The organism is Acidovorax sp. GW458-11-26-14-TSB4 (assembly GCF_059423865.1).
The window spans coordinates 1,298,028-1,322,978 of sequence record NZ_JBWKYR010000001.1; the positions used below are offsets into that span (position 1 = coordinate 1,298,028).

General features: G+C 68.6%; 24 protein-coding genes and 1 riboswitch. Of the genes, 10 read left to right on the top strand and 14 right to left on the bottom strand.

The genetic code is table 11. From position 1 onward, the window contains the following. Nucleotides 1-61: 61 nt before the first annotated feature. The 7 genes from AC07X5_RS06170 (at nucleotide 62) to AC07X5_RS06200 (ending at nucleotide 8,225) form a co-directional block, all read left to right on the top strand. Nucleotides 62-1,660 carry a DUF4384 domain-containing protein gene (locus AC07X5_RS06170; RefSeq protein WP_494769409.1) on the top strand — a complete coding sequence of 533 codons (1,599 nt, stop codon included), beginning with the start codon at nucleotides 62-64 and terminating at the stop codon, nucleotides 1,658-1,660. Nucleotides 1,661-1,671: 11 nt separating this feature from the next. Then, nucleotides 1,672-2,250: a sigma-70 family RNA polymerase sigma factor gene (locus AC07X5_RS06175; protein WP_494769410.1), complete on the top strand. Its 579-nt coding sequence runs from the start codon at nucleotides 1,672-1,674 to the stop codon at nucleotides 2,248-2,250. Beyond that, complete coding sequence (locus AC07X5_RS06180) at nucleotides 2,247-2,981, top strand: anti-sigma factor (RefSeq protein ID WP_494769411.1); 735 nt, start codon at nucleotides 2,247-2,249, stop codon at nucleotides 2,979-2,981. Before AC07X5_RS06175 ends, AC07X5_RS06180 begins: the two co-directional genes overlap by 4 nt. Nucleotides 2,982-3,054: 73 nt before the next feature. Further along, nucleotides 3,055-3,978, top strand: coding sequence for a UDP-3-O-acyl-N-acetylglucosamine deacetylase (gene lpxC / locus AC07X5_RS06185; protein WP_494769412.1), 924 nt, complete (start codon nucleotides 3,055-3,057; stop codon nucleotides 3,976-3,978). Nucleotides 3,979-3,994: 16 nt separating this feature from the next. Next, nucleotides 3,995-4,168: a hypothetical protein gene (locus AC07X5_RS06190; protein ID WP_409957866.1), complete on the top strand. Its 174-nt coding sequence runs from the start codon at nucleotides 3,995-3,997 to the stop codon at nucleotides 4,166-4,168. Nucleotides 4,169-4,196: 28 nt separating this feature from the next. Then, nucleotides 4,197-4,324, top strand: a riboswitch (TPP riboswitch). Between the two features lie 131 nt (nucleotides 4,325-4,455). Further along, the gene (thiC, locus tag AC07X5_RS06195) at nucleotides 4,456-6,351 is read left to right on the top strand and encodes a phosphomethylpyrimidine synthase ThiC (RefSeq protein WP_494769413.1); all 1,896 of its coding nucleotides are present in this window, start codon (nucleotides 4,456-4,458) and stop codon (nucleotides 6,349-6,351) included. A 176-nt stretch (nucleotides 6,352-6,527) separates the two neighbouring features. Further along, on the top strand, nucleotides 6,528-8,225 hold the full coding sequence (locus AC07X5_RS06200; RefSeq protein WP_494769414.1) for a methyl-accepting chemotaxis protein: 1,698 nt from the start codon (nucleotides 6,528-6,530) through the stop codon (nucleotides 8,223-8,225). 71 nt (nucleotides 8,226-8,296) lie between these two features. Here AC07X5_RS06200 and AC07X5_RS06205 read toward each other — a convergent pair whose 3' ends face one another. The 10 genes from AC07X5_RS06205 to gspG form a co-directional block, all read right to left on the bottom strand. Then, nucleotides 8,297-9,685 carry a GspE/PulE family protein gene (locus tag AC07X5_RS06205; protein ID WP_494769415.1) on the bottom strand — a complete coding sequence of 463 codons (1,389 nt, stop codon included), beginning with the start codon at nucleotides 9,683-9,685 and terminating at the stop codon, nucleotides 8,297-8,299. Between the two features lie 7 nt (nucleotides 9,686-9,692). Next, nucleotides 9,693-12,335 (bottom strand): type II secretion system secretin GspD, encoded by a 2,643-nt coding sequence (gene gspD / locus AC07X5_RS06210; RefSeq protein ID WP_494769416.1) that lies wholly within the window; start codon nucleotides 12,333-12,335, stop codon nucleotides 9,693-9,695. 4 nt (nucleotides 12,336-12,339) lie between these two features. Then, nucleotides 12,340-13,158, bottom strand: coding sequence for a type II secretion system protein N (gene gspN / locus AC07X5_RS06215; protein ID WP_494769417.1), 819 nt, complete (start codon nucleotides 13,156-13,158; stop codon nucleotides 12,340-12,342). Between the two features lie 17 nt (nucleotides 13,159-13,175). Further along, nucleotides 13,176-13,853 (bottom strand): type II secretion system protein M, encoded by a 678-nt coding sequence (locus AC07X5_RS06220; protein ID WP_409957860.1) that lies wholly within the window; start codon nucleotides 13,851-13,853, stop codon nucleotides 13,176-13,178. Beyond that, nucleotides 13,850-15,103: a type II secretion system protein GspL gene (gene gspL / locus AC07X5_RS06225; RefSeq protein WP_494769418.1), complete on the bottom strand. Its 1,254-nt coding sequence runs from the start codon at nucleotides 15,101-15,103 to the stop codon at nucleotides 13,850-13,852. Before gspL ends, AC07X5_RS06220 begins: the two co-directional genes overlap by 4 nt. A gap of 50 nt (nucleotides 15,104-15,153) precedes the next feature. Continuing rightward, nucleotides 15,154-16,152, bottom strand: a complete 999-nt coding sequence (gspK, locus tag AC07X5_RS06230; RefSeq protein ID WP_494769419.1) for a type II secretion system minor pseudopilin GspK — start codon at nucleotides 16,150-16,152, stop codon at nucleotides 15,154-15,156. Beyond that, the gene (locus AC07X5_RS06235) at nucleotides 16,152-16,844 is read right to left on the bottom strand and encodes a prepilin-type N-terminal cleavage/methylation domain-containing protein (RefSeq protein ID WP_494769476.1); all 693 of its coding nucleotides are present in this window, start codon (nucleotides 16,842-16,844) and stop codon (nucleotides 16,152-16,154) included. The genes gspK and AC07X5_RS06235 overlap by 1 nt, the downstream gene beginning before the upstream one ends. Before the next feature lie 41 nt (nucleotides 16,845-16,885). Further along, on the bottom strand, nucleotides 16,886-17,245 hold the full coding sequence (gene gspI / locus AC07X5_RS06240; RefSeq protein WP_494769420.1) for a type II secretion system minor pseudopilin GspI: 360 nt from the start codon (nucleotides 17,243-17,245) through the stop codon (nucleotides 16,886-16,888). Nucleotides 17,246-17,253: 8 nt separating this feature from the next. Further along, complete coding sequence (locus AC07X5_RS06245) at nucleotides 17,254-17,679, bottom strand: prepilin-type N-terminal cleavage/methylation domain-containing protein (RefSeq protein ID WP_494769421.1); 426 nt, start codon at nucleotides 17,677-17,679, stop codon at nucleotides 17,254-17,256. A gap of 219 nt (nucleotides 17,680-17,898) precedes the next feature. Then, nucleotides 17,899-18,276, bottom strand: a complete 378-nt coding sequence (gene gspG, locus AC07X5_RS06250) for a type II secretion system major pseudopilin GspG (RefSeq protein ID WP_494769477.1) — start codon at nucleotides 18,274-18,276, stop codon at nucleotides 17,899-17,901. Nucleotides 18,277-18,413: 137 nt separating this feature from the next. On the opposite strand from gspG, the gene AC07X5_RS06255 reads away from it, so the two are divergent. After that, the gene (locus AC07X5_RS06255; protein ID WP_494769422.1) at nucleotides 18,414-18,869 is read left to right on the top strand and encodes a type II secretion system protein N; all 456 of its coding nucleotides are present in this window, start codon (nucleotides 18,414-18,416) and stop codon (nucleotides 18,867-18,869) included. A 97-nt stretch (nucleotides 18,870-18,966) separates the two neighbouring features. Here AC07X5_RS06255 and AC07X5_RS06260 read toward each other — a convergent pair whose 3' ends face one another. The 3 genes from AC07X5_RS06260 to ilvA are packed head-to-tail and all read right to left on the bottom strand — an operon-like array spanning nucleotide 18,967 to nucleotide 21,940. Beyond that, nucleotides 18,967-19,557, bottom strand: a complete 591-nt coding sequence (locus AC07X5_RS06260) for a histidine phosphatase family protein (protein WP_494769423.1) — start codon at nucleotides 19,555-19,557, stop codon at nucleotides 18,967-18,969. Then, complete coding sequence (locus AC07X5_RS06265; RefSeq protein ID WP_494769424.1) at nucleotides 19,550-20,356, bottom strand: adenosylcobinamide-GDP ribazoletransferase; 807 nt, start codon at nucleotides 20,354-20,356, stop codon at nucleotides 19,550-19,552. Before AC07X5_RS06265 ends, AC07X5_RS06260 begins: the two co-directional genes overlap by 8 nt. 24 nt (nucleotides 20,357-20,380) lie before the next feature. After that, nucleotides 20,381-21,940 (bottom strand): threonine ammonia-lyase, biosynthetic, encoded by a 1,560-nt coding sequence (ilvA, locus tag AC07X5_RS06270; protein WP_494769425.1) that lies wholly within the window; start codon nucleotides 21,938-21,940, stop codon nucleotides 20,381-20,383. A 365-nt stretch (nucleotides 21,941-22,305) separates the two neighbouring features. Between ilvA and AC07X5_RS06275 the strand changes: the two genes are divergently transcribed. After that, entirely contained in the window at nucleotides 22,306-22,755 is a 450-nt protein-coding gene (locus AC07X5_RS06275; protein WP_409955117.1) for an OsmC family protein, read from the top strand. Nucleotides 22,756-22,898: 143 nt separating this feature from the next. On the opposite strand, the gene coq7 is transcribed toward AC07X5_RS06275, so the two are convergent. Further along, nucleotides 22,899-23,516, bottom strand: coding sequence for a 2-polyprenyl-3-methyl-6-methoxy-1,4-benzoquinone monooxygenase (gene coq7, locus AC07X5_RS06280; protein ID WP_409955119.1), 618 nt, complete (start codon nucleotides 23,514-23,516; stop codon nucleotides 22,899-22,901). Between the two features lie 329 nt (nucleotides 23,517-23,845). On the opposite strand from coq7, the gene AC07X5_RS06285 reads away from it, so the two are divergent. Next, nucleotides 23,846-24,919, top strand: a complete 1,074-nt coding sequence (locus AC07X5_RS06285; RefSeq protein WP_494769426.1) for a porin — start codon at nucleotides 23,846-23,848, stop codon at nucleotides 24,917-24,919. Nucleotides 24,920-24,951 lie beyond the last annotated feature (32 nt).

Sequence of the window (24,951 nt, forward strand, 5' to 3'; positions counted from 1 at the left end):
CCCACCCAGGGGCGCGGTGCGGGCCGTCCTGTGCACGTTCATCCCTTTCGCCGAGATCGCCATGACATCCAACCACTCTCCCGTGCGCGGCCGGGTCCGCCGCGCAGCCGCTGTGGCCGCCGTGCTGGCCCTCGTCGGCTGTGCCGGCGCCCCGGACCGCGCCGCCCTCAATGCGGTGCGCTCCCAGGCCAACCCCTCGGACCGGGCGCAGCGCACCATCACCAACTTCACGCCCGCGCTGCGCTGCATGGACGAGATGATGTTCGACATGGGTACGCGCGACATCACCATGATGATGGAGGAGTTCCGCGATGCCACGCAGAAGGTGCCCGTGTCGGCCCGCGACATGCTCACGTCGGCCGTCTCGGACATGACGCGGCGCTCGCGCGGCGTGCGCCTGTCGGTCTTCGGCAGCGACCAGCAGAACCTCACGCAGGCGCTGGCCCAGGCCCAGCGCACCAGCGCCTTCAGCGTGGTACCGGCCTACAACATCCGCGGCACGGTGAGCCAGCTTGACGAATCGGTGCTCAAGGACGGCCGCTCCTTCGGTGCCACGCTGGCGCAGTCGGTGTTCGGCGTGCGCTTTGGCAGCGAGACGAAATTCTCGGTGCTCGGGCTCGATGCTGCCGTGGTCGAGACCGACAGCATGACCCTGCTGCCCGGCGTGTCCTCGAAGAACACCACCGTGCTGGCCAGCCGCGATGCCAGCGCGGCCGATGGCCAGGCGCAGCTGGTCAATCCCGGCATCGGCGTGGTCTTCTCGTTCACCACCTCGCGCGCCGACGGTCCCTCGCAGGCCGCGCGCAACATGGTCGAGCTGGCCGCCGTGGAACTGGTGGGCAAGCTGCTGCGCGCACCGTACTGGCAATGCCTGGGCACGGCCGATACCGATGCCGAGGTGCAGCGCGAGCTGGCCGACTGGTTCCTGTCCATGGACGAGGGCGAGCGCATCGCCTTCTACAAGGAGCGCATGCGCGAGCGGCGCTACTACGACGGTGCCATCGACGGCCAGGCCGACGCCGCCTTCGACGCCGCGCTGCAAAGCTACCGCAAGGCCCTGGGCCTGCCGGTCCAGGGGGCCATGGACCAGGGCTTCTTCCGCTCCTTCGTTCTGGGCAAGGTGCCGCGGGGCCCGTTGCAGGCGCTGCCGCGCAACACGGCGACACGTGCCTCCGGCGCGGCGCTGGCGCCCGTGGCGGCGGCCGCACCTGCCGGCACCGACCCCGCCGCGGCCGCCGCTGCGGCTGCGGCTGCGCCGCCGCCCGCGCCCGACATCCCTGCGCTGGCCGTGGCGCTGGCTGCGCCAGAGCGGGGCAGCGCCCGCCTGGACCTCGCGGTGCAGCGGCCCGGCTATGTGTACTGCTACTCGCAGGACCCGGCGACGCGGCGCATCCAGCGCATCTTCCCCAACCGCTTCGAGCGCGACCCGCGCATGGTGCCGGGGCAGGCCCGCAGCCTGCCGGGCAACGGGCGCTTCGTGCTCAACCCGGCGGCCGAGTTCGCCTGCCTGCATGCGCCCATCGAGGTCTATGGCGACCTGCCGCCACCGCTGCGCTGGGGCGATTTCGAGGACATCCGCGTCGGAACCTTCGAGGAGATCCGGGCCGGCTTCACCCAGGCCTCGGGCATGCCGGTGCAGCTTTTCGCGGTGCCGAAATGAGCGCGGCGGCCATGCCCTCCGACGAGCTGCCGAAGGCGGTGGCGCAGCTCCTGTCGCGCGTGGTCTTGCGCGACGCCTCGGCCCTGCAGCGCCTGTACCAGCTGGTGGCCAGCCGGCTGCTGGCGGTGGCCGTGCGCGTGGTGCAGGACCGCGCGCTGGCCGAGGACGTGCTGCAGGAGGTGTTCGTGCACCTGTGGAACCGCCCGCAGACCGGCGCGCCAGGCCAGAGCCTGAGCCTGGCATGGCTGTGCGTGGTCACGCGCAACCGCGCCATCGACACTTTGCGCAAGCGCCGCCCCGAGACCTCTCTGCACTGGCGCGATGCCGATGGCCAGGAGCAGGTGCATGATGCCGCCGCCGAGGGCGCTTCGCCGCTGGAGCAATTGCTGGCCGAAGAAGATGGGTCGCGTCTGGGCCGCTGCATCGGCGAGATCGACAGCGAGCCGCGCAGCGCCGTGCTGCTGGCCTACTACGAGGGGCTCACCCATGCCGAGCTGGCCCAGCGCCTGGCCCGGCCCCTGGGCACGGTCAAGGCCTGGATGCGCCGCAGCCTGGCACGCCTGCGCGATTGCATGGAGTCGTGCACATGATGTGGCACCACCATCCCCGGCTGGTGGACCTGTTGGCCGGCGAATACGCGCTGGGCACCTTGCAGGGCGGTGCCCGCCGGCGCTTCGAAAAGCTGCTCGCACGCCGCCCCGACCTGGCCGAGGCCGTGGCGCGCTGGAACGAGCGCATGGCGCCCGTGCTGCTGGCCCTGCCACCCCAGACGCCCGCGCCCGGCACCTGGCGCGCCATCGAGCAGCGCCTGGGGCTGCAGGCGCCGGCTGCGCCGATGGCGTGGTGGAGGCGGCTGCTGCAACCGGCCCCTGCGGGTGCCCTGGCGCTCGGCCTTCTGGTCGGGGTGATGCTGCCATCGCTCTGGCAGGCGCAGCATGGCGGGCCGGACACGCCGGCATCCACCCAGTTGCCAGAAAGCTATGTGGGCGTGCTGGGCCTGGCCGATGGGCGGCCCGGCCTGGTGGTTTCCAGCCTGCGGCAGGGCCGCACGGTGGACATCAAGCGCGTGGCGGCAGTCCCGGTCCCTGCTGACCAGGTGCTGTACCTGTGGTCGCTGGATGCGTCGGGCCAGGCCAGCCCGGTGGCACCGCTGCCGCAGGGGCCCTTCGTGCACCTGCAACTGGGCGCACCGGCCGAAACCGTGTTCGCCAAGGCGGTGGAGCTGGCCGTCAGCCTGGAGCGCAAGGACGCCAGCCCGCAGGCGCCCTCGGGCGCCTATGTCTACCGGGGGCTTTGCGGCAAGCTTTGGCGTGTGCCTTGAGCATGAACAGGGTCCGGGCGGCTGGATGGTCTTGCTGCGAGCAGGGACGGGCGCGCCCTTTTACAATGTGGGAATGCTCCAGCAACGCACCCTCAAGACCTTGACCCGCGCCGTCGGCGTGGGGCTGCACAGTGGCCAGCGGGTCGAGCTGACCCTGCGGCCAGCCCAGCCCGACACCGGCATCGTGTTCCGCCGGGTGGACCTGCCGCAGCCGGTGGACATTCCGATCCGGGCCGATGCGGTGACCGACACGCGGCTGGCCTCGACCATCGGGGTCGGCAGCGCCAAGGTGCATACCGTGGAGCATCTGATGTCGGCCTGCGCCGGCCTGGGGCTCGACAACCTGTACGTGGACATCACGGCCGAAGAGGTTCCCATCCTCGACGGTTCGTCCTCGTCCTTCGTGTTCCTGCTGCAGAGCGCGGGCATCGAGCTGCAGAACGCGCCTAAACGCTTCATCCGCGTCAAGCGGCCCGTGGAAGTTCGCGAGGGCAGCGGTGCCCAGGCCAAGTGGGCGCGCCTCGTCCCCTACCATGGCTACAAGCTGAGCTTCGAGATCGATTTCGACCACCCGGCGGTGGATTCCACCGGCCAGCGCGTGGAGTTCGACCTGGGCTCGGGCAACTACAGCCGCGACATCGCCCGCGCGCGCACCTTCGGCTTCACGCGCGACGTGGAGATGATGCGCTCCAACGGCCTGGCCCTGGGCGGCGGGCTGGACAACGCCATCGTGATGGACGACTACAAGGTGCTCAACAGCGACGGATTGCGCTACGACGACGAATTCGTCAAGCACAAGATCCTCGACGCCATGGGCGACCTGTACATCATCGGCCGGCCACTGCTGGCCGCGTACAGCGCCTTCCGCTCGGGCCATGCGATGAACAACCTGCTGCTGCGCGAGCTGCTGTCCCAGCCCGACGCCTGGGAAGAGGTCACCTTCCAGGACGAACGCCAGGCTCCGCAGGGCTTTGTCCAGCCTGCGCGCGCCTGGTAGGGCGGCGCACCACCCCATGCTGCTCTTTCGCTGGGTGGTCATGGCGCTGCTGCTGGCAGCCGCCGTGTCCTTCGCCTTCTATGCGGGCACGGGCCAGCCGCACTACAAGCGCTGGGGCCTGGTGGTGCTCAAGTGGACGGTCATCGCTGCCGTGTTTTTCTTTGCAGTGGTGCTGATCGGACGGTTGTAGGGTTTCTCCAGCCGGCATGGCTATACTGGCGCCTGCTCCGGGGTGTGCGAAAGCGCTGAGATGCAAAGGGCCTGACGATGGATTCGTCAGGCGGCCTGCGAACCCGACGAACTTGATCCGGTTCATACCGGCGGAAGAAGAGCCGACCTTCATGCCTGCGCGCGCACGCCTTTTTGGGCTTGCCCATGCGGAGCATGCCGTCCATGCGCCAGCCTTGGTGCGTGCGCGGGGCGCCAGGTCCATTCCGGAGCAAATCCCTTTGCCACCGGAACCTGGAGACCTGCCCCATGAATGCACCCGACCCCCTTGACCGCGAAGAATTCGCCGAGCTGCTGGCCGCCACCCGCGAGCCTTTTCCGGCCTCGCGCAAGGCTTACCTGCCCGGCCAACGGTACCCCGAACTGCGCGTGCCTGTGCGCGACATCGCGCTGACCAACGGCGAGCAGGTCAGCGTCTACGACACCTCCGGCCCCTATACCGACCCGGACGCTGCCATCGACGTGCGGCGCGGACTGGCCAGCGTGCGCGGCGGCTGGATCGCGGCACGGGGGGATACCGAAGCCTACGAGGGCCGTGCGCCCCTGGCGCTGGACGATGGCCAGAAAAGCGGGGACGCCGTGCGCCTGGCCCAGTTGCGCGCCGAGGCCGCAGCCCTGCAGCGCCAGCCCTTGCGCGCGCGCAGCGGCGGCAACGTGACACAGATGCACTACGCCAGGAAAGGCATCATCACGCCCGAGATGGAGTACGTGGCCCTGCGCGAGAACGGCAAGCGCGAATGGATGGCGCAGTACCAGGCCGATGCGGGGCGCGAGCGCCGCCTGGCCGGCAACCCCATGGGCGCCAGCATTCCGCGGGTCATCACGCCCGAGTTCGTGCGCGACGAGGTGGCGCGCGGGCGCGCCATCATCCCGGCCAACATCAACCATCCCGAGGTGGAGCCCATGGCCATCGGGCGCAACTTCCTCGTGAAGATCAACGCCAATATCGGCAATTCGGCCGTCACCTCCAGCATCGAGGAAGAGGTTGAAAAGCTGGTCTGGGCCATCCGCTGGGGGGCCGACAACGTGATGGACCTGTCCACCGGCAAGAACATCCACACCACGCGCGACTGGATCGTGCGCAACAGCCCCGTGCCCATCGGCACCGTGCCCATCTACCAGGCGCTGGAGAAAGTGGGCGGCGTTGCCGAGGACCTCACCTGGGCGATCTTCCGCGACACGCTGGTCGAGCAGGCCGAGCAGGGCGTGGACTATTTCACCATCCACGCTGGCGTGCGCCTGGCCTACATCCACCTCACTGCGGCGCGGCGAACGGGCATCGTCTCGCGCGGCGGCTCCATCATGGCCAAGTGGTGCATGGCGCACCACCGCGAAAGCTTCCTGTACGAGCACTTCGAGGACATCTGCGACATCATGAAGGCCTACGACGTGTCCTTCAGCCTGGGCGACGGCCTGCGCCCGGGCTGTGCCTCGGATGCCAACGACGAAGCCCAGTTCGCCGAACTGCACACCCTGGGAGAGCTGACCCAGGTGGCCTGGAAGCACGATGTGCAGACCATGATCGAAGGCCCCGGGCATGTGCCCATGCACATGATCCAGGCCAACATGACCGAGCAGCTAAAGACCTGCCACGAGGCGCCGTTCTACACCCTGGGGCCGCTGACCATCGACATCGCGCCGGGGTACGACCACATCGCCTCGGCCATCGGGGCGGCCATGATCGGCTGGATGGGCACGGCCATGCTGTGCTACGTGACGCCCAAGGAGCACCTGGGCCTGCCTGACCGCGACGACGTCAAGCAGGGCATCATTGCCTACAAGATCGCCGCGCATGCCGCCGACGTGGCCAAGGGCCACCCGGGTGCGCGCACGCGCGACGACGCGCTGAGCCAGGCGCGTTTCGACTTCCGCTGGCAGGACCAGTTCAACCTGGGCCTGGACCCCGAGACGGCCCAGGAATACCACGACGAAACCCTGCCCAAGGACAGCGCCAAGGTGGCGCACTTCTGCTCCATGTGTGGGCCCAAGTTCTGCTCCATGAAGATCACCCAGGAAGTGCGCGACTTCGCGGCCCACAAGGGGCTGGCGGAAGGGCAGGCGCTGTCCACCGGCATGCAGGACAAGGCGGCGGAATTCCAGCGCACCGGCGGGCAGCTCTACGTGCCGCTCACCCCTGTCAAATAAGTGACGCTACTGCATCCATAGAATGGCTACTAGCCACCCTGGAGGCGGTACATACCCTCTGCGGCAGAGCGTGTGCGGGCGAATACAGTCGCGCCCACACACGCTCCACAGGTACCTATGGTTCTGTGGCACCAAAGTTGCTATGCTGTAGTTGTCAAAAAATGTAAGGAAGAGCGATGAACCTGCTCAGCCGTCTTTCGATCCGTGCGCGACTGTACTTCGGCACGATTTTCTCCCTGGTTCTGCTCGTCGTGATCGGTGCCATGGGTTACCTCGCGCTGGAGCGCACCCGAAGCACCCTGGACCAGCTGTTCTCCCAGCGGGTGCAGACTTTGACCGATGTGGCCGAGTTGCGCACCACCTTGGGTGACCTGCGCCGCATCGAAAAGGACATCATCATCAGCTTCAACAACTCCGTCGAAGTGGCGGCCCTGCGCGAGAGCTGGAAAAAATCGCTCACTGCCTTGAACAAGGGCATGGCCGATGTGCGCCAGGTGCAATCGGGCGACGCGGCGTTTGTCGAGGCCATCGACAAGTCCCTGGCCGAGGTCAAGGAGTATGAAGCCGGCATCTCTCCCGTGTTCGAGCAGATCGAGCGCGCGCAGATCGACGGTGCCGTGGGCGGCGCCTATGCCGACCGCTTGAAGAAGCACATGGAGGCCACGGACAAGCTGCTGTCCGATCTCTCCGTGACGGCACGCACCAAGATGGACGAGGCGCGCGAAGGCGTCAACAGCTTGACCACCACCATGTCCGGCCTGATCGGCATCGTGCTGGTGCTGGCGCTGGCCGTGCTCATTCCGCTGACCTTCTTCAGCGTGCGCTCGATCACCCGCTCGATCGCGCAGGCCAGCGAGCTGGCCGAACGCATCGCCGGCGGCGACCTGTCCCGCGATGTCGAGGTGACCTCGCAGGATGAAGTGGGCCAGCTCGTGGCCTCCATGGCGCGCATGCAGGATGCGCTGCGCGGCCTGGTGCAGCAGGTGCAGGAGGCGGCGGGCAACATCTCCACGGCCAGCACCGAGATCGCGTCGGGCAACCACGACCTGAGCCACCGCACCGAACAGACTGCGGCCAACCTGGAGGAAGCCGCCTCGTCGATGGAACTGCTCACCAGCACCATCGGCCAGAGTGCCCAGTCCTCGCGCCAGGCCAGCGATTTCGCCACCTCGGCTGCCGAGGTGGCCGGGCGCGGCGGCGTGGTGGTCTCCCAGGTGGTGACCACCATGGACCAGATCACCACCAGCTCGCGCAAGATCGCCGACATCACGGGCGTGATCGATGGCATCGCCTTCCAGACCAACATCCTGGCGCTCAATGCCGCCGTGGAAGCCGCCCGTGCCGGCGAGCAGGGCCGGGGCTTTGCCGTGGTGGCCAGCGAGGTGCGCAACCTGGCCCAGCGCTCGGCCGCGGCGGCCAAGGAGATCAAGGGCCTGATCGGTTCCTCGGTGGAACGCGTGGAGGACGGCTCGCGCCTGGTGAGCCAGGCCGGCGCCACCATGAACGAGATCGTGGGCAGCGTGCGCCGCGTCTCGGACATCATCAGCGAGATCACGGCGTCGTCGGCCGAGCAGCGCGACAACGTGGGCCACATCAGCCAATCGGTGAGCCAGCTGGACAACATGACGCAGCAGAACGCCGCGTTGGTGGAGCAGTCCACCGCCGCATCAGAATCCCTGCGCGAGCAGGCCCTGCAGCTGACCCAGGCCGTGAGCCAGTTCAAGCTGCAGCCGGGTGCGGTGCAGGCGGCTGGCGGCCCTGCCGGCATGGGGGGCACCACGGCGCCACCACAGCGCGGAATTCCTGCGCCGATGAATCCACCCCTGGTGAAGAAGGTAACGGCAGGCAACCGGCCGGCACTGCAGATTCGCTGATCGGGGGCGAGAGCCTGCGCCATGGAAAAGGGCCGCTTGCGCGGCCCTTTGGTTTGCGGCACCCAGGGGCCCTAGTCGCGCGTCACCCGCAGCACTTCCTCGCGGCTGGTGATGCCCGCCGCGATCAGGCGCTCGCCATCCTCGCGCATCAGCGCCATGCCGCCTGCCAGGGCCGCCGTACGGATGTCGGCCTCGGCGGCCTGGTTGTGGATCTGGGCGCGGATGGCATCGTTGGTCACCAGGAGCTCGAACACGCCGGTGCGGCCCGTGTAGCCGGTCTGGCTGCAATGCTCGCAGCCGGCGCCATGGCAGTGGCTGCAGTACTTGCGCACCAGGCGCTGCGCCAGCACGCCGAGCAGCGAGGACGACAGCAGGAAGGGCTCCACGCCCATGTCGGTCAGGCGCGTGACGGCGCTGGCCGCATCGTTGGTGTGCAGCGTGGCCAGCACCAGGTGGCCGGTGAGGGAGGCCTGGATGGCGATCTGCGCGGTCTCGAAGTCGCGGATTTCGCCGATCATGATGATGTCCGGGTCCTGGCGCAGGATGGCGCGCAGGGCCTTGGCAAACGTCAGCTCGATCTTGCTGTTGACCTGGGTCTGGCCCACGCCCGGTAGCTCGTATTCGATGGGGTCTTCCACCGTCATGATGTTGTTGCGCGTGGCATCGAGCCGGCCCAGCGCGGCGTACAGCGTGGTCGTCTTGCCCGAGCCCGTGGGGCCGGTCACGAGGATGATGCCGTGCGGCTGCGCGATCAGGCCCTCGAAGCGCTGCAGCGTCTCGCCCTGCATGCCCACGGCCTCCAGGCTGAGCTTGCTCTCGCTCTTGTCCAGCAGGCGCAGCACGGCGCGCTCGCCGTGGGCGCTGGGCAGGGTGGAGACGCGCACGTCGATGGCGCGCGTGCCCAGGCGAAGGCTGATGCGCCCGTCCTGCGGCAGGCGCTTTTCCGAGATGTCGAGGTCGGCCATGATCTTCAGGCGCGAGATCAGGGCAGCGTGCAGGGCGCGGTTGGGCTGCACCACTTCGCGCAGCGAGCCATCCACGCGAAAGCGCACGCTCGAATGCCGTTCGTAGGGCTCGATGTGGATGTCGCTCGCACCGTCGCGCGCGGCCTGCGTGAGCAGGGCGTTGAGCATGCGGATGATGGGCGCGTCGTCAGCCGTTTCCAGCAGGTCCTCTACGGCGGGCAGATCCTGCATCATGCGGGACAGGTCCGCGTCGGATTCGACCTCGCTCACCACGGTGGCCGCGCTCGACTCGCCCTGGGCATAGGCGGCACTGATGCGCTGGGCCAGGGCTGGCGCCTCCAGCGATTGCAGGTGGCGGACCTTGTGCTTGCGCATCACTTCCGACAGCGCGGTCACGTCGGGCGCAGGGCCGTGCCACAGCACGAGTTGCTGGCCATCGTCTTCCAGCAGCAACTGGGAGGTGCGGGCAAATGCGTAGGGCAGGGGGTGGCGCATGGGATTCTCAGAGCGTCTGGCGCGTCACCGTGGCGCCCGGGGCCAGTTGGCGCACCAGGGCGGCGGCCGCTTCGGCCGAGGCCTCGTTGTGGTACGGGCCCACACGCACGCTGGTGCGCGGGCCCTGGTTGGTTTCCACCGGCTGCTCGGCGATGGGCAGGGCTGAGGTGCGCAGCTTGTCCAGTGCAGCGCGCGAGGCGGCATCGTCGCCGAACAAGCCGGCGCGCACATAGTAGGTGGATGCGGCGGCTGCAGCCGCCGCAACGGGGGTGGCTCCAGCGCGCACGGGTGCTTCGCTGATGGGCACGCCCGAAGGCGTCAGGCGGGGCGTAGGGGCGCCGGGGGCCGTGAGGTCCTGCATGGGGCTTGGAGGGGTGGCGGCGGGTTGCACACGCGTGGCCGGGTCGAGGTGCTGGGGCAGCTCCGGCAACACGGGGGCGCCCGATACCGACCGCAACGGCAGGCTCGACGCGGGCTGCGTGACCTGCTGCAGGCCGCGGATCGCGTCGTATCGGTCCACCATCAGGGCGTCGCTGGTGGCCGCATCGCGCACCACCACGGGGCGCAGGAAGACCATCAGGTTGGTCTTGTTGCGCTGGCGCTTCTCGCTGCGGAACAGGCCGCCCACCACCGGCAAATCGCCCATCACCGGCACCTTGTCCTCGCCCTGCGAATAGCTGTCCTCGAGCAGGCCGCCCAGCACGATGATGCTGCCATCGTCCACCACCACATTCGACTCGATGGAGCGCTTGCTGGTGGTCGGACCGTTCACGGCGCTCAGGGTGTTTTCATTGATCTTGGAGACTTCCTGGTAGATCGCCATCTTCACCGTGCCGTTCTCGCTGATCTGCGGGCGCACCTTGAGCATCAGGCCCACGTCCTTGCGCTCCACGGTGGTGAAGGGGTTCACCGTGTTGCTGCCACCGGTGTTCGCGTATGAGCCGGTCGGGAAGGGCACGTTGTTGCCGATCACGATGCGCGCCTCCTCGTTGTCCAGCGTCATCAGGTTGGGGGTGGACAGCACATTGGCGTCACCGCTGTTCTGCAGGAAGTTGGCCAAGGCACCCAGGTAGTACTGGCCGTTGATGCGCGGCGCCAGCGCGATGTTCAGCCCGTTGCTCAGACCGCCCCCGTTGCCTGTGGGGAGCAGGCCGGTGTAGTTGCCGGCGGCCACGTTGGCGGCAGCGTTCAGGATGTTGATGCCTCCACCCTGGGTGGAGTTGGTGCCGATGACACCGACGGTGCCGTCTCCCTGTTTGCCCAGGGCGCCTTGCCACTGGATGCCGAATTCCGCGAGCTTGCTGGCAGAGACCTCGACGATCAGGCTCTCCACCAGCACCTGGGCGCGGCGGCCATCGAGCTTGTCGATCACGGCGCGCAACTGTCGGAACAGCGGTTCGGGCGCGGTGATGATCAGCGAGTTGGTGGTCGGGTCGGCCTGGATCAGGCCGCCAGTGGAGGGCTGGTTGCTGTTGCTGCTGCCCATGCCCGAGCCGGCACCCATGCCGGAGCTGCTGCCCAGCCCGCCGAGGCTGTTGCTGCTGTTGCTGCCGGAGCTGCCGCTCAGGCCACCGCTGTTGCCGCCACCCGAGAGCGAGGGCGACGAGGGAGCGCTGGAAATCGCTGGCGTGCTGGCGTTGGCGCCGCCGGTCGAATTGCCGCCCATGCTGGCCATGGCCGCGCGCAGGGTGGTGGCGAGCTTGGTGGCATCGGCGTTCTTGAGGTAGACCACATGGATGTTGCCCATGGACGCGCTGCTGCCCGGCACCGGCGGCTGGTCGAGCTTGTCCACGAGCGCACGCACCATGGCCACGCGCGCGGGGTTGGCGGCACGCAGGATCAGCGAATTGCTGCGCGGCTCGGCCAGCAGCGTGGTCTTGAACGAGGTGTCTGCCTGGCCCTGGGCGGCAGCGGGTGCGGCGCCGCTGCCGCCATCGATGAGGCGTGCCACCAGGGGTGCAAGGTCGACCGCCAGGGCATTGCGCAGCGGGATGATCTCCACATCGCTGGCGTTGGAGACGTCCATCGCTGCGATGATGCGGCCCAGCCGCTGCAGGTTGTCGGCGTAGTCGGTGATCACCAGCGAGTTGTTGCCGGGGTTCACGTTGATGGTGTTGTTGGGGCTGATCAGCGGGCGCAGCACTGGCACCAGATTGCCCGCGTTCTCGTAGTTGAGCTTGAAGATCTGCGTCACGATCTGCCCGCCGCCGGGCGTGCCGCGTGCCGAGCCCGACTCGCTCACCCCCACGCTGCCGCCCTGCAGCTTGGCATCGGCCTCGGGCACCACCTTGTACAGGCCCGCCGACTCCACCACCGTGAAGCCCTGCAGGCGCAGGGCTGCAAGGAACTGCTGGAAGGCGGCCGAAGGAGGTACGGCGCGCTCGGTGATCAGCGTGAGCTGGCCCTTCACACGCGGGTCCACCACCACGTTGCGCCCGGTGATGGTCGCCATGGTGCGGGCCACGGCCTCTATCTCTGCGTTGGCGAAGTTCAGCGTGACGGGCTCGTTGCCGCGCACGCTGCTGGTGCCCGTGCCCACCGCCGTCTGCGCCAGGGCCAGAGGGCTGCTGGTGAGCAGCATGGCGGCCAGGGTGATCGAGGTGACGGCGAATTGCAGATGCGGCGAATAGGAGGAAGCGGAAGTCGTCATAGGGTCAACCCACGTTGATGAGGGAGCGCGCGCCGTTGCGCCGTCCGATGATGTTCAGAAGATTCGTCAGGGCTGCTTCGCGGTCGGGCGCCGCACTGGCCTCGCCGGCGAAGCGCAGGCGCTGGCCCACCCACTGGCCGGTGCCACTCAGCTGCAGGTGGCCGTTCAGTGTGCTCAAGGTGAGGATGGGCACTTCGCCGCCCTGCACGGCCAGGCGGTAGCTTCCCATGGGGCGCAGCGTGGACAGGCGCGACGACATGTCCAGCGCATCGAGCTGCACCTGGCCTTCCAGCACCATGCGGCCTGCCTGCCAGGCGGCCTGCAGGCCGCGGGTCTGCAGCGCCAGCTGGCCTTGCGGCTGCAGCGTGTTCCACGGCGTGCCCAGGCCCGAAAGCAGGGCGGCGGGCCAGCGGCTCTGGCTGTCGCCCACCGTCACGCGCAACTGCGAAAGGCCCAGGGCCAGCCGCGCCTGCAGCGGTTGCACGGTGCAGCAGGGGGCCTGCATCTGTGCCTGCACACCGGTGAAAGTGGGGCGCAAGGTCCACTGCACGCGCCCGGGCAGGGCCGTGCGGTCCTGGCTCGCGGTGCCGCCGGTCAGGACCAGCTGGGCCGAGCCGTTCCAGACCGTGCCGCGCGCTTCCGACAGCAGCAACTGCCCGCCCGTGGCCTGGGCCAGGCCACGAGCCAGCCATTGCGCAGGGGCAAAGACCAGCAGTGCCGGCAGCAGGCCAGCCAGTGCGCCGCCCACGGCCCAGCCCCAGGGCGAGTGGGGAACGGCGCCGGTGGCGCGATGGGATGAGCGGGTGCTGCGGGTGGGGGACACGGGGCGTTTCGTGGGCTTCACCGCGCAGGCAGGGCCAGCACCAACGTGCCGTCCCAGCGCGGGGTGCCGGAGGTGGAGCCGGTGGGCGCGTTGCCCAGGGCGGGAGGGGATCCCGCGGCCGGCATGGCCCCGGGAATCGGGGGCATCAGTGGACCCGAGGGCGCGGCGCCCGCACCCGGCGCCGGCAAGGCCGGCGCCGCGGCGGGGCCTTGCGGGCCAGGGCGGGCGTTGCCTGCCGCCGCCACGGGTGCGGCCGGGGTTGCCGAGCGGGTCAGGCGCGCTTCGACGGGCACGGCCCGGGCGTTGCTGCGCGCCAGCGCCAGCCACTGCGCAATGGCATCGGCGGGGGCAGCCTTGAGTATCACGGTGGCACGGTCGCCGACCACATTGAGCTGGGCGGCCGTGCCCATGCGCTGGGTCAGGCCGTTGCGCAAGGCTCCGGTGGCGTCGCCGGCGCTGTTGCGCGGCATGGCCTGCAACTGCTGGGCCTCGGCCTGCAGGCTGCGCATGCGCTGCAGCTGCGTGTCCAGTTCGGCATGGCGTTTGGGGGCTGCGCGCAAGGTCTGCAGGGCCGGCGAAATGGCCACCCACCACACCAGGGCCAGGCCCACGAGTGCGCTGGCGGCCAGCACGAAGTTCTGTTCGCGCGGGGCCATGCCCTGCCATTGGGCCTTCAGTGGAGCGAGCCGGCTCATGGGGCGGTCTCCGCACGCAGCACCAGGCTGCCATCGTCCAGCCGGCCGGTGTAGCCGGCGGCCCGCAGTCGGGTGGTGAGCACGGGTTCCTCTTGGGGGGTGAGCGGCAGGCCGCGCAGGCGCAGCTCACCGGTGGTGAATTCGAGGCCGGTGGGGATGCGGCCCTCGGGCAATGCGCCGCCGGCCGCGGCCATCATGGGTTCAAGATCGCGCGGCGAGAAGCTGCCGGACGCCTGGCGCAGCAGTGCCATCTCGCGCTCCATCTGCTCCAGCGGCGCGACCACGGCCTGTACCTGCGGAAAGGTCTGCGTGAAGGTGCTGCGCACGGCGGCCTGCTTGGCGGCCAGGGACTGGCGCTCCTGCCAGGCCCAGACATTCAGTCCGGCCAGGTGCGCCAGCACCAGCACGCCCAGGGCCCAGCGCGCTGCGCGCCACTGGGGGGCGTACAGCAGCGCGCCCAGGGCGCCACCGGCCTTGCGCAGGGCGCGCGAGCGGCTGTTGCTGGAGAGTTCGAACTGGGCCAGGTCCCAGTCACTGCGGGCGGCGTCCAGGGCCCGGGCGCTGGCCGTGTGCAGGCTTACCGGGTGGCCCAGTGCGTGTTCGGCCAGTTCCGCCACGGCCGGATCGGCACGCAGGGGATTGGCTGGGGCCTCGCCACCGGCGCCGGCCAGGCCGGCCAGTGCCAGCGTGGCGGGTGTCAGGGGCAGGACCGAAATGCCCTGGTCGGCACCCAGGCCGCACAGGATCAGCTGGGGGTCGTCCTCGGTCCCCAGGGCCGATGCTTCGAGGCCACCGCTGGCCGTGGGGCCGGGCGCGAACTCGGGCACCACGCGGGACACGCGCCGGCCGGCGGCTTCCAGGGCCTGCAGGTGGGCGCGCAGCCAGGCCCGGTCGCACACGGCCACCCATACCGGCACGCCGGCCTGGGCGCCCGGTTGCAGCGCAAAGTGCAGTTGGGCCGGGTCGTCCAGCAGCCGGTCTTCGAGCAGGCCTTCGAGCACCGAGCGCAGGCGCGGCGTCTGCTGGCCGGCGCCCAGGGGCAGGCCGGGCGGTAACTGTACCTTTTGCCAGGACAGTGCCTGGATCGGTACCACGGCCACGACCTCGCCCGGGCGCGCGGTCTCGGGCAGCAGGGCCGCTTCGGCGAGCGCATGGCGCTGGGCGGTGTGCCCATCCACCGTCAGCGTATAGCCGTACTGGGTCGATAGCCCCGGGGGGGTGGGCGGCAGGGAAAGTATCAGCGTGCTCATGGGCGGGTAGTGCGGATCATTTTAGGCGGTGGCTCCTGTGCTGCGTGCATTCAACGCAGGCTCTGTTGCGCCGGGGCGGCAGTATCCCGGTCGAAGGCGCCGCGTTCCCGCCACAGCGTCGTCACTTCCAGGCCGAGCTTGCGCACCAGCGAGCGCTCGTCCACGGTGGTGTTGTCCATGCGCAGCCGGCCGCGCACCTCGAAATAGGCCGAGGCGATGGCCAGGTCGTTGGTGTCGAACGAAACCCGGCCCAGCACCTCCACCACTTCGGCCATGGAGCGGAAATGTTTCGATTCGCGGGCCTGCACCAGCTTCTGGGCGCCGGCCATGTCCAGTCCGTCGATGGCGGCCCAGACCACATCGATGCCCGCGGTGTTGAGATTGACCGGGGTGCGCACCGGCAGGATGGTGACATGCGGCAACAGGGCCGCAACGGTCGGAGGCGACAGCCCCAGCCAGCCCAGCTGCGACACCGTCTGGGGCATGAGGGGGGCGCTGCCGTCGGTTCCCGTGCGGGTCTGGGCCTTGCGCAGGTTCTCCACCAGCAGGGACAACTCCTGGGACGGCAGCCCCAGCCGCTCGAAGAGCCGGGTGAACTGGGTCAGCGCACCTTTTTGCACCTGCCCGCCCTCGGCCAGGCTGGTGATGTTCAGGCGCGACTGAAGATCGGTGATCTGGCCCGAGAGAAAGGCATCGGTGGTGTCGGTGCTGGCATCGTCCACCTGGGCCGCGCCGCGCTCGGCGGCCAGGAAGCTGGACAGCCGGGCCTCTTGCAGCGGTACGGCCCAGGGTTCGGCCAGGTGGTCGGCGCCGCCGGCACGGCCGTCCTCGCGCAGGATCAGGCGCGACCAGTCCAATGCGCCCACCAGGATCCAGGCGGCCTGCACGCGGTCGCGCTCGGCGGTCTCGACCTCGATGGCGCGCCACTGCTGCCACAGGGAGGCCGCTGCAAAGGTGGCCACGAGCGTCACGGTGAGCATGGCTGCGAGCAGCGCTGCACCGCGCTGGGTGCGCGTCCGCTGCGCCCGCATGGAGGATGGCGCGTGCATCAGGTGCGTCCTCCGCCCAGCGTCGGGTTGATCCAGTCGCGCACGATGGCACCGGTCAGCGCCTGGCCTGGTGGCAGCGTGATCTGTAGCCGCACCCCGTCGGGAATGGCGGCGGCGGGGCTGCCCGTGGCCTGGTCGGCACTGGACAGCGAATTCGACCAGGTGCCGCCGCGGAAATAGAACAGCTGCCAATTGGTGATGGGCACCAGTGCTATCTCGTAGCGCCGGGCCTGTTCGTCGGGCGTGCGGGCCCACTGGGCGGCCAGTTGCCAGGCCTCCTGCCACTGGCTGCGGTTGCGCACCGGCGGGGACTGCCAGCGCACCCACTGGCCGCCGCCCTCCACGCCCGGCATGTCGCGCCGGGTCCAGGCCACCACCAGCGCGCCCTCATCGGGCACGGCCGTGGTGCGGCGCGTGATGCGCAGCACCTGCCCGTCCCAGTCCATCGGCGTGGTGTTGGCCAGCGGCAGGATGGCATCGAGGTCGGCACCCCACTGCGACAGGGCCGACTGGATCACCAGCATCCCGTCGGCGCGCAGGCGCGTCTGCTCCTGTGCGCGCACCATGCCATCAATGCCGCGCCAGCTCATGATGGCCAGGATGGACATGAGTGCGATCGCCACCAGCAGCTCTATCAGCGTGAAGCCGCGTGCTGCCGCCGGCAGGGGCGCGCGATCACCGCCTGGCGGCATGGCGCGGCGTGGAACGGGAGAGACAAGCCTGGATACCATGCTCAATACCGCCCCACGATGGTCGAAATGCGCAGCACGGAATTCTCGCCGTCCAGCACCTGCGCATCCACCCGCCGAAAGCTCGGGTTGGGTGTGGGGCGCACGATCAGGCGCACATCCAGGCGCCGGCCCGCCTGCTCGCAGGCCTGGGTGCTGTCGCCGACGCTGGGCATCTGGCGCGAGAGGCGCACGCGCACCAGCTCGTTCTCGGCGCACAGCTGCGCCAGCACGATGTCGGACTGGCGCAAGGCGTTGCGCGTGAGGGCACTGGTGGACTGCAGCCCGGCCATCAGCGCAATGGCCACGATGCTCAGGGCCACCAGCACCTCCACCAGCGTGAAACCGCGCAGGCTCCTGGGCATGGAGGGCCTCATTGCAGCGACTCCACGGTGAACGGGCGCAGGCCGTCCGTCACCACGCGCAGTGCCTGGTCGGGATGGTCCCGGTGCGTGAGCAGCACCTGCTGTGCGCCGATCACCGGCTCGGGCCCGAGCAGCAGGATGGCATTGCCGCGCACCTGGGTGCCTTCTGCCAGCCACTGGTGCGGCAAGGTCTCGGCCGGCAGCCCTTCGAAGCGGAAGCCCTGCGGCCCGCCGCGCCAGCGCACCGGCACCCCGCTGGCCCGCGACTGCGCCCGCCCCGCATCCAGCAGCGCCGCCAGCCGCGCCGCCTCGCGCTCGAGCTGCGTCTGCCCGTTGTCGCGCAGCGCCAACGCAATCCCCGCCGTCGCCAGCGCCATGATGCTGATGACCACCAGCAATTCGAGCATGGTGAATCCACGTGTACGGTGTCTCATTGGCTTATGTGGCGCGGATCGTGCACATGGATCGATCAGGACCGTCACGGTTTCGCTGTGGACTTGACCCGATGCGACCCACGGTCGCCATGGGGCGTGGCTGAAACGGTCACGGTGTCCCTTCAGGGCAGCTGGCCGCAGCGCCTGGCCGCCCCAAGCAAGGCCAGCCCCCTCGGGGGGCAGGGAGCGACACGCAGTGCGCGACCGTGGGGGCTTCGGTCATTGCCAGCTGCCGATATCGGCATCCTTGCCTTCGCCGCCGGACTGACCATCGGCACCGAAGGACATCACGTCGATCTCGCCCTTGATGCCGGGGTTCAGGTACTGGTAGGGGCGGCCCCAGGGGTCATTGTTGAGCTTTTCGAGGTACAGCTTCCAGTTGCCGGGGATGGGCCCGGACGTGGGTTTGGCCACCAGCGCCTGCAGGCCCTGCTCGGGTGTGGGGTAGCGCTGGTTGTCCAGCCGGTACAGCTTGAGCGCCTGCATGATGTTGGTGATGTCCGTCTTGGCGGCGGTGCTGCGCGCGTCGTCGGCGCGGTCGAGCACGTTGGGCACGATCAGCGCGGCCAGCACGCCGATGATGACCACCACCACCATCAGTTCGATCAGGGTGAAGCCCCGTGCCAGGCTGCGGCGTGCGCGGTGCAGGGCTGGGTGGGAAGACTGGAGGAAAGAGAGGGTGTTCACTGCAGGCGGTCTCGCTAGGGTCGTATCAGGTGAATCATAATCTCCGCATGGTGACCAATTCATACAGCAAATGGGGCGTGCGCCTGGGGACTCTGGCGCTGTGGGCTGCCGCAGGCGCCAGCGTGGTCTATTGGGGCCTGCGCCTGTCGAACCGGCCGGTCGTGCAAACCGTGCCGGCCGTGGCGTCCATGGCGGCGATGCCCGACGCCCAGGCGGTGGCCCGTGCACTGGGTGCCTTGCCCGCCAGCGCGGTGGTGGCCGTGGCCGCGCCGGTGGCTTCGCTGGCCAGCCGGTTTGCCTTGGTCGGCGTGCTGGCCGGGCGCCAGAGCGGCGGTGGTGCGGCCTTGATTGCGGTGGACGGAAAGCCGGCCAAGCCGTTCCGAGTGGGGACCGTCGTGGATTCCGGCATGGTGTTGCAGGCGCTCGGCCCGCGCCAGGCGCAACTGGGTGCCGATGTCGGCGGCCCGGCGATGCTGACGCTGGACATGCCGCGCAAGAACTGACACTCCGGCGCGAGGTGGCCGGTGGATGCCGGCGCTTGCACTACTTTCTTCTCCTTACCCTGCCGGTTGTTGGCATTTTGCCAATGGCGGGCGAGCTTCAGTCCAGCTCCACGGTTGCCCAGCGGCCCCATGCGGGGGCCTGCAGCGGCCATTGGTCGGCCTGCAGCGGAACCTTGCCCTGCTTGTGCAGCAGCCAGTCCACACAGCGCGCCACACCCGCATGGGTGAGCCAGACCGCATTGGCCAGGCCGCTGGCCTGCGCCGCCGTCCTCGTCTCCTGCAGGGCTTGGGCCACGCGCTCCAGCATGTGTGCGAGCGGCTCCCCGCCCCCCGGGCGGTGGTGGGCGAAGCCGGCGGTCCAGGCATCGATGTCGGCCTTGGCGAGGCTGCTCCAGGCGCGGCCTTCCCAAGCCCCGAAATCCATCTCGCGCAGCCGGGTGTCGGACAGGGGCTGCCAGTCGGGGCGGGCCGCCTGCACGGCCCGGGCCAGTTGCACGCACCTTTGCAGTGGCGAGTGCCAGACCAGCGCCGGGCCCGGCAGAGCCTGGGCCAGGCGCTGCGCACAGGCGAGGGTGGGGGCGTCTTCGGCAGGCAGGTCCAACACGCCGTAGCAGGTGCCCGGCGCCACCTGGGGCGGCGCATGCCTTACCAGCCAGAGCTGCACCATGGCGGCGGGGCGCTCAACCATGCCCCAGGGCCAGCGCGGCGCCCAGGTAGAAGCCGATCTCGCCGATCTGCTGCGTGGCGCCCAGGCAGTCGCCGGTGAAGCCCTGCAGGCGCCTTGCGAACCAGCGGGCCATCCAGGCCGCTCCCAGCGCACTCAGCGTGCAGGCCGCAAGGGCCACGGCGGTGGAGCTCCAGAACCAGGCCAGCGCCAGCGGCACCACGCACCAGGCCGCGGCCACCGCCAGCGCCGCGCCGGTGATCTGGTCGGCCAGGGGTTTGCTCTTGGAGCGTGCGGTATCGCCCACATGCGGCAGGCGGCGCACGATGAACAGGGGCCACAGGCGCGACAGCACATGCCCCCCCACCAGGGCCGCCAGCGCCGTGGACAGTCCGTGCGCACCGAGCGCGGCCAGCAGGCTGACCTTGGCCAGCAGGGCCAGCACCAGCGCCATGGCGCCGAATGCGCCGACGCGCGAATCCTTCATGATGTCCAGCGCCCGTTCGCGGTCGTAGCTGCCGCCCAGGCCATCGGCCACATCGGCCAGTCCGTCCTCATGGAAGCCCCCGGTGAGCAGCACCGTGGCCACGGTGCAGAAGACGGCGGCCACCGCCGGGCCCAGCGGGTTGGGGGCCAGGGCCAGGGACAAGGCGGCATACACCCCTGCCGCCGCGGCCGCTGCAAGCCAGCCCACACCGGGCAGATGCGCTGCGCTGGCGCGCAGCATGGCGGGGCTGAAGCCCACCCAGTCCGCCAGCCGCCCCGTGACGGGGATGCGGGTGAAGAACTGCACGGCCAGCAGGTAGTGGCGCAGGGCTTGCATGGCGGCAGTGCGGGCCTGCCGGCCTTACTTGGCGCGCAGGAACAGGCGGTAGGCCGGGTTCAGCGTTTCTTCCACATGGGGATAACCCAGCGTGGAGAGGAAGGCGTCGAACGTGGCCGAGTCCTCGGGGGGCACCTGCATGCCCACCAGGATGCGGCCGTAGTCCGCGCCCTGGTTGCGGTAGTGGAACAGGCTGATGTTCCAGGTCGGCTGCATCAGGCTCAGGAACTTGAGCAGCGCGCCCGGCCGTTCGGGGAACACGAAGCGCAGCAGACGCTCATCCTGCGCCAGCGCGGAGTGCCCGCCCACCAGGTGGCGCAGGTGCTCCTTGGCCATCTCGTCGTGCGTGAGGTCCAGCGCTCCGAAGCCGTGCTCCGTGAAGATCTGCGCGAGCTTTTGCGATTCGCCCTTGCCCTGGGCCGTGAGGCCCACGAACACATGGGCCTCGGCGGAGTCGCTGATGCGGTAGTTGAATTCGGTCACGTTGCGCGGGCCGCCGGGCAGGGCGCCCACCACCTCACAGAAACGACGGAAGCTGCCGCGCTCTTCGGGGATGGTCACGGCCAGCAAGGCCTCGCGTTCCTCGCCGACTTCGGCGCGCTCGGCGACGAAGCGCAGCCGGTCGAAGTTCATGTTGGCGCCGCACAGGATGGCGGCGTAGGTCTCGCCCTCGGTCTGGTGCGTCTCCACATATTGCTTGATGGCGGCCACGGCGAGCGCGCCCGAGGGCTCGACGATGCTGCGCGTGTCAACGAACACGTCCTTGATGGCTGCGCACACGGCATCGGTGTCCACCGTGATGAACTCGTCCACCAGGCTGCTGGCGATGCGGAAGGTCTCCTCACCCACCAGCTTGACGGCCGTGCCGTCGGAGAACAGGCCCACGTCGGGCAGGGTCACGCGCTGGTGCGCGCGCACGGACTGCGCCATGGCGTCCGAGTCGTTCATCTGCACACCGATGACCTTGATCTCCGGGCGCACGGCCTTGATGTAGTTGGCCACGCCGCTGACCAGGCCGCCACCGCCGATGGCCACGAACACGGCATCGAGCCGGTTGCTGCCCAGGCGCTGCAGCTGGCGCAGGATTTCCATGGCGATCGTGCCCTGGCCGGCGATCACATCCGGGTCGTCGAAGGGGTGGACGAAGGTCAGGCCTTCCTTTTCCTGCAGCGCAGCCGCGTGCTGGTAGGCGTCGGAATAGCTCTCGCCGTGCAGCACCACCTCGCCACCCAGCGTGCGCACCGCATCCACCTTGACCTGGGGGGTGGTGGTGGGCATCACGATCACGGCGCGGGCGCCGAGCTTGCTCGCGCTCATGGCCACGCCCTGGGCGTGGTTGCCAGCCGAGGCGCAGATCACGCCGCGCTGCAGCTGGCCGGGGGTGAGATGCGCCATCTTGTTGTAGGCGCCCCGGAGCTTGAAGCTGAACACGGCCTGCTGGTCTTCGCGCTTGAGCAGCACGCGGTTGTTCAGGCGCCGGCTCAGGTCGCGGGCAGGCTCCAGGTCCGACTCGATCGCCACGTCGTACACACGGGCGGTGAGGATCTTCTTGAGGTAATCGGCGGGGGTCAGGTCGTGGGTCATGGCGGCAGGGGACGGACGGAAGGCCCCCGTGCTCGCGAGCAGGCGGGGGCACACATCATAGGGGGTCGTCTTCCTGCGCGCGGTCGGGGCAGGGCCGGGTGTCTCCTCCGGGCAAAAAAAAGCCCCAGGCCGCAAAGCCCGGGGCTGAATCCATCCTTTGAGGAGATGGAGGAGACAATCGGCGCGTTGGAGGTGGTGGAGATGTTTCCAGAACCTGTCCCTTTTCGATAAAAGGGCAACGCATGGGTGAATATTAGCGCAGAGGATGCTGCGATGCAGCAAAATTCAGCGGTTTTTTTGGAGTGGTCCATCCATTTCGTGAAAAAAGCCACGTTTTGTCGATGAAACATTGAGGAGTTATACGCATGGAATGCACAGTCAGCTGGACCGGCGGCGCCGGAACCCGCTCGGGAATGGGGTTTGTGGCAGAAACCGGCAGCGGCCACGTCCTGACCATGGACGGCGCGCCCGACAGCGCCAACCCGGCCAACGGAGGGCAGAATCTGGCGCCCAGGCCCATGGAGACCGTGCTGGCCGGTACGGGCGGCTGCACCGCCTATGACGTGGTGCTGATATTGAAGCGCGGGCGCCACGACGTGCGCGGCTGCAGCGTCAAGCTCACCTCCGAGCGGGCGGACACAGACCCCAAGGTGTTCACCAAGATCCATATGCAATTCACCGTCACGGGCAAGGGCATTCCCCCCGCCGCTGTGGAGCGCGCGATCGCCATGAGCCACGAAAAGTACTGCTCGGCCAGCATCATGCTGGGCAAGACGGCCGAAATCACCACCGGCTTCGAGATCGTCGAGGCCTGAGCCCCTGCCATCGCGCAGGCGTCGTACCGTCAGCTGCCTTCGAAACTGGCGCGGCGAACACCAGCGCTCCCGTGCAAGGGCCGCCGCGCCGCACCGGGAGCGTCTCCCTCAGGGGGATGGCGCCGAAGGCGACTCAGGGGGAGTCAAATCCTATGCGCCGTGGTCGTCATGACCTTGGCGGCGGCCCGCATCAGCGCCTGGACCGGCGGCGGCAGGCGCGTGGCGCCCTCGGCCAGGGCCTGTGCCGCGTGGCGCTCCTCGTCGTCCTTCATGCGCGCGACCACGGCGCGGGAGGCCAGGTCATCGGCCGGAAGTCGGTCCAGATGGCCTGCTAGGTGGGCCGCCACCTGATTTTCGGTCTCCGCCACGAAGCCCAGGCTCACCCGGTCGCTGACCTTGGCCGCCACCAAGCCCAGGGCAAAGGCACCGGCAAACCACAAGGGGTTGAGCACACTGGGGCGGGCGCCCAGGGCGTCCAGCCGTTCCCGGGTCCAGGCCAGGTGGTCGGTTTCCTCGCGCGCTGCCTCCAGCAGATGGCCGCGCAGATGGTCGTCGCGGGTGACCGCCGCCTGGGCGGTGTAAAGCGCCTGCGCACAGACTTCGCCCACGTGGTTGACCCGCATCAGCGAGCCGGCCAATTTCCGTTGCTCAGGGGTCATGGAGCCCTCCGCATGACCGGTGGCGGGGGAGACTTCCGAGGCGCGCGGTGTGGCAAAAAGGGTGCGCAGGGCGTGGTCAGCAGCAGTCAAGAAGGCGTCCATGGCAGGCTGGGAATGAGAATGAATGTGGAAACAGGTGTTGCAAATAGACACAAGTGTGCGCAGGCCAGAAAGTGGCCGAAAGGCACTTCGATGGTGCGTGCGGGATGGATTTTGCCGGGGTGCACTGAAATGTTGCAACACTGCAACGAAATCTCCCTTTCGGGTCGATTGTGGGTGAATTCCTTTGCGAAAGAGGTCGGGGTCTGGTGCAATAAGAACAACTTCCCCACCAGGAGGTTGGCCCGGGGAACCGGCGGGACTGAGCAGGTGCAAGGCATCCCTAGACCCCCCGTACCGGCGCCCTATGTTTAACCTTGGAGTAACTCGCAATGAAAAAATCCCTGATTGCCCTGGCTGTGCTGGCTGCTTCCGGCGCTGCAATGGCTCAATCGTCCGTGACGCTGTTCGGCGTGGTTGACGCAACCTACGCCTACGGCAACGGCAGCGTTGCTAACCGCTCGCAACTGACGAACTCCGGCTACAACAGCAGCCGTCTGGGTTTCCGCGGCGTTGAAGACCTGGGCGGTGGCCTGTCTGCTTCGTTCTGGCTGGAAGCCGGCTTGACCAACGACGACGGCCGCGGCGGTTCGACCAACACCAACAACCAAGCTGCTGGCGCTAGCAATAGCGGTGGCCTGGTGTTCAACCGTCGTTCGACGGTCAGCCTGAACGGCGGCTTCGGTGAAGTGCGTCTGGGCCGTGACTACACCCCCCAATTCTGGAACCTGACCGTGTTCGATCCGTTCGGCACGAACGGCGTGGGCACGACCCAAACGCTGAATGGCTCTACGCTGAATAACGTTAACGCCAGCCTGGGTGGCCCAACCACCATCCGTGCTTCGAACGCCATCGGCTATTTTCTGCCAGGCAACCTGGGCGGCTTCTATGGCCAAGTGCAATACTACCTGGGTGAAAACCTGAGCAATGCTGCCAACAAGAAGGATGGCAATGGCCTGGCTTTGCGCGCTGGCTGGGCCAATGGTCCTGTGAATGTGGCTCTGGCCGCTTCGCAAACCAAGTACCTGACCGGCGACATCAAGTCCTGGAACCTGGGTGGTCAATACGACTTTGGCTTCGGCAAGCTGCTGGCCCACGTGAGCCGCGATGACGTCAAGAACGGGCCAGAAGGCACGGGCTGGCTGATCGGTGGTCTGGTTCCCGTCGGCGCTGGCGAAATCCGCGTTTCGTACTCTACGTACGAAATCGAAACTGCTGGTGCTGACCCACGCACCAACAAGTTCGCTCTGGGCTATGTGCACAACCTGTCGAAGCGCACCGCTGTGTACGCTACAGCAGCTACCGTGAAGAACAAGAGTGGCGCTGCTCAAGTTCTGAACAACGCGGTGACCGGCGTGAACCGCAACTCCAGCGGTTACGACCTGGGTATCCGTCACAGCTTCTGATATTGACGGCTGGCTATATGCCAGTCATCAAT

Bases quoted from the DNA above. Each gene is read 5' to 3' on its own strand.
- AC07X5_RS06265 (WP_494769424.1), bottom strand. From the start codon at position 20,356: ATGCAAGCCCTGCGCCACTACCTGCTGGCCGTGCAGTTCTTCACCCGC.
- AC07X5_RS06175 (WP_494769410.1), top strand. From the start codon at position 1,672: ATGCCCTCCGACGAGCTGCCGAAGGCGGTGGCGCAGCTCCTGTCGCGC.
- AC07X5_RS06205 (WP_494769415.1), bottom strand. From the start codon at position 9,685: ATGCGCCACCCCCTGCCCTACGCATTTGCCCGCACCTCCCAGTTGCTG.
- AC07X5_RS06285 (WP_494769426.1), top strand. From the start codon at position 23,846: ATGAAAAAATCCCTGATTGCCCTGGCTGTGCTGGCTGCTTCCGGCGCT.
- coq7 (WP_409955119.1), bottom strand. From the start codon at position 23,516: ATGGACGCCTTCTTGACTGCTGCTGACCACGCCCTGCGCACCCTTTTT.
- AC07X5_RS06275 (WP_409955117.1), top strand. From the start codon at position 22,306: ATGGAATGCACAGTCAGCTGGACCGGCGGCGCCGGAACCCGCTCGGGA.
- AC07X5_RS06170 (WP_494769409.1), top strand. From the start codon at position 62: ATGACATCCAACCACTCTCCCGTGCGCGGCCGGGTCCGCCGCGCAGCC.
- AC07X5_RS06235 (WP_494769476.1), bottom strand. From the start codon at position 16,844: ATGCCGCCAGGCGGTGATCGCGCGCCCCTGCCGGCGGCAGCACGCGGC.
- gspG (WP_494769477.1), bottom strand. From the start codon at position 18,276: ATGGTGGTGGTGGTCATCATCGGCGTGCTGGCCGCGCTGATCGTGCCC.
- lpxC (WP_494769412.1), top strand. From the start codon at position 3,055: ATGCTCCAGCAACGCACCCTCAAGACCTTGACCCGCGCCGTCGGCGTG.
- AC07X5_RS06255 (WP_494769422.1), top strand. From the start codon at position 18,414: ATGGTGACCAATTCATACAGCAAATGGGGCGTGCGCCTGGGGACTCTG.
- gspL (WP_494769418.1), bottom strand. From the start codon at position 15,103: ATGAGCACGCTGATACTTTCCCTGCCGCCCACCCCCCCGGGGCTATCG.
- AC07X5_RS06260 (WP_494769423.1), bottom strand. From the start codon at position 19,557: ATGGTTGAGCGCCCCGCCGCCATGGTGCAGCTCTGGCTGGTAAGGCAT.
- AC07X5_RS06220 (WP_409957860.1), bottom strand. From the start codon at position 13,853: ATGAGCCGGCTCGCTCCACTGAAGGCCCAATGGCAGGGCATGGCCCCG.
- ilvA (WP_494769425.1), bottom strand. From the start codon at position 21,940: ATGACCCACGACCTGACCCCCGCCGATTACCTCAAGAAGATCCTCACC.
- gspD (WP_494769416.1), bottom strand. From the start codon at position 12,335: ATGACGACTTCCGCTTCCTCCTATTCGCCGCATCTGCAATTCGCCGTC.
- gspK (WP_494769419.1), bottom strand. From the start codon at position 16,152: ATGCACGCGCCATCCTCCATGCGGGCGCAGCGGACGCGCACCCAGCGC.
- AC07X5_RS06190 (WP_409957866.1), top strand. From the start codon at position 3,995: ATGCTGCTCTTTCGCTGGGTGGTCATGGCGCTGCTGCTGGCAGCCGCC.
- AC07X5_RS06245 (WP_494769421.1), bottom strand. From the start codon at position 17,679: ATGAGACACCGTACACGTGGATTCACCATGCTCGAATTGCTGGTGGTC.
- thiC (WP_494769413.1), top strand. From the start codon at position 4,456: ATGAATGCACCCGACCCCCTTGACCGCGAAGAATTCGCCGAGCTGCTG.
- gspI (WP_494769420.1), bottom strand. From the start codon at position 17,245: ATGCCCAGGAGCCTGCGCGGTTTCACGCTGGTGGAGGTGCTGGTGGCC.
- AC07X5_RS06180 (WP_494769411.1), top strand. From the start codon at position 2,247: ATGATGTGGCACCACCATCCCCGGCTGGTGGACCTGTTGGCCGGCGAA.
- AC07X5_RS06200 (WP_494769414.1), top strand. From the start codon at position 6,528: ATGAACCTGCTCAGCCGTCTTTCGATCCGTGCGCGACTGTACTTCGGC.